Consider the following 2,312-nt stretch of genomic DNA (forward strand, 5'->3'; position numbering starts at 1 on the left):
GAATGACACGGTAGTGGCCTTCCCTTAGGTCGTCGACTTTTTCAGAATCCTTCCATATCGATTCGTGCGTTCTGCTCGTAACGTCAACTGAGACGTGTTTCCGGCGCCGCCGCGGAACACCCATCAAGACGTGGGGAACGCGATGTACTCGGACTACGAAAAAAAAGTAAACAATAGCCGTCGCCGCCTGCTGCGCAATACGCGAATCGCCTGTTTCGTCGGCGCCTCGCTATTGCACTTTGTGGCGTCGACGATGTTGCTGGCGTTTCAGACCTCGTGTGCCTATCCGAGGTGCGTCGACGGCATCGCCTTCGAGGTCTTCCGTGGGGTGATGCATGTACCGTTGTTCGTTACGCCGTGGCTCGGGCTTCCGTCGCCCGATCTCGACTACGTTCCGGATCCGATGCTGTCCGTTCTTCTTGTCGTGAACGCCGTCACAGCCGTCGCGCTTTACTGGGGCCTGGCGACCGTCGGACATCGCGTTTACCGCTACTGGAGGGCTCGCCAGTGGGAGAAGCTGGTAGCCGCTCAGCGCGCGCGGTGAGGGCGGTCGGCAGCCAGGACGCATGGCGCGCCCTGGCATACGAGGGGGATCAATCGATCCCGAGCTTCTTCAACTTATAGCGCAACGCCCGGAAGGTAATCCCGAGCTTCTTTGCCGTCGCGGTCTTGTTGTAACGCGACTCTTCCAGCGCCTTGATGATCGTGTCGCGCTCGATGTTGGAGATGTAGTCTTCCAGCGAGCCGTCAGTCGCAGCATCGCGAGGCGCCGGTGCGCCAGCGTTCGCGGGGGCCGCGTCTGGCACGCCCGGCAAGGCCGCCGCCGGGACCGCAGACGCGCTGCGTTGCGGCAGCATCAGGTCCTCGGCTTCGATCGTGTCGCCTTCGCACATGGCCATGGCGCGTTCGAGAATGTTCTCCAGTTCACGCACATTGCCGGGGAACTGATAGGCCTCGAGCGCGGCAAGTGCATCGGCGCGTAAGCGGCCCGGCGCGCCGCCGGATTCCGTAGCGAGCTGGCGCAGGATGAACTCGGCGAGCGCAGGCACGTCACCTCGGCGTTCGCGCAGCGGCGGTACGCGCAGCTCGATCACGTTGATGCGGTAGAAAAGATCCTGTCGGAACAGCCCTTCCTCGACCAACGCAGCGAGATTCTTATGCGTAGCGGAGAGAATCCGCACGTCGACGGGGATCTCGTCGCGTCCGCCGATCGGGCGGACAGCCTTTTCCTGGATCGCGCGCAGCAGCTTCACCTGCATGTGCAGCGGCAGCTCGGCCACTTCATCGAGGAACAGCGTGCCGCCCTGGGCAGCCTGGAACAGGCCTTCCTTGTCCGCATGGGCACCGGTGAAGCTACCCTTGCGGTGACCGAAGAATTCACTCTCCATGAGCTCGGAGGGAATCGCGCCGCAGTTCACGGGCACGAAAGCACCCGGCGCGCGCGGTCCCAGCTCGTGGATGAGGCGGGCGACCAGTTCCTTGCCGACGCCCGATTCGCCACCGATGTACACCGGGGCCTGGTTACGGGCGAGCTTGGCGATCTTCGAGCGCACTTCAGCCATGGCCGGCGAGTCGCCGATCAGGCGGTCTGCGCCCGGGATACCCTTATTGCCCGCTTCGGCCTTACGTTCTTCCGAGAGCTTGAGGGCGGTCCGAACCAGACGGCGCAGCAGGTGGATATCCACCGGCTTGGACACGAAGTCGAAGGCGCCCGCCTTCAGGGCGTTCACGGCTGCATCCACGTTGCCATAGGCAGTAATCATCGCCACCGGCATGTCCGGGTGGTTGGCCGCGATCAGCTCGATGATTTCCTGGCCGCTGCCGTCGGGCAGCCGCATGTCGGTGAAACACAGGTCGTAACGGCGATTGGCGAGTGCGCTCCGCGCTTCGTTGACGCTCCCCACAGCGTCGACGTCGAGTTCCATTCGACCGAGGGTGATGGTCAGCAACTCGCGGATGTCCCGCTCGTCGTCGATGACCAGAACGGTCTGCTTGCTCATTGGGTCCGAAGGCTTCGGTGAATGTTCCCAATGTAACCGCCTGAGCGGCGGGAGCAAAGGGCGCTGTTCACGCGCGGGCTGCCACGGGGGCTGCCGAGGTACTGCGTGCAGGTGGCGTGAGACTGATCCGGAAGCAACTGCCGCCGCCCGCCACGCGTACGTATTCGAGGGCTGCCTGGTTGGCTTCGGTCATCTGCCGGGCCAGGTAAAGGCCCAGTCCGGTGCCGTATTCGTGCGTCGTGAAGAACGGCTCGAAGATCTGTGCGGCCACCTTGGGCGGGATGCCCGGGCCGCGATCGATCACCTCGAGGA

3 protein-coding genes are annotated in these 2,312 nt (G+C 63.6%); 1 reads left to right on the forward strand and 2 read right to left on the reverse strand.

Annotated features, from left to right (window positions below):
- Positions 1-142: 142 nt before the first annotated feature.
- A complete protein-coding gene (locus tag AC1DT2_RS21025; protein ID WP_477298503.1) occupies positions 143-544 on the forward strand; it encodes a hypothetical protein in 402 nt (133 codons plus the stop codon).
- Positions 545-593: 49 nt separating this feature from the next.
- On the opposite strand, the gene AC1DT2_RS21030 is transcribed toward AC1DT2_RS21025, so the two are convergent.
- Both AC1DT2_RS21030 and AC1DT2_RS21035 read right to left on the reverse strand, forming a co-directional pair.
- Entirely contained in the window at positions 594-2,000 is a 1,407-nt protein-coding gene (locus tag AC1DT2_RS21030; RefSeq protein ID WP_477298504.1) for a sigma-54-dependent transcriptional regulator, read from the reverse strand.
- Between the two features lie 67 nt (positions 2,001-2,067).
- Positions 2,068-2,312: ATP-binding protein (locus AC1DT2_RS21035; protein WP_477298505.1), on the reverse strand; the 245-nt coding region annotated here is incomplete at its 5' end.

It is taken from the genome of Luteibacter sp. P4_E6 (genome assembly GCF_056401535.1).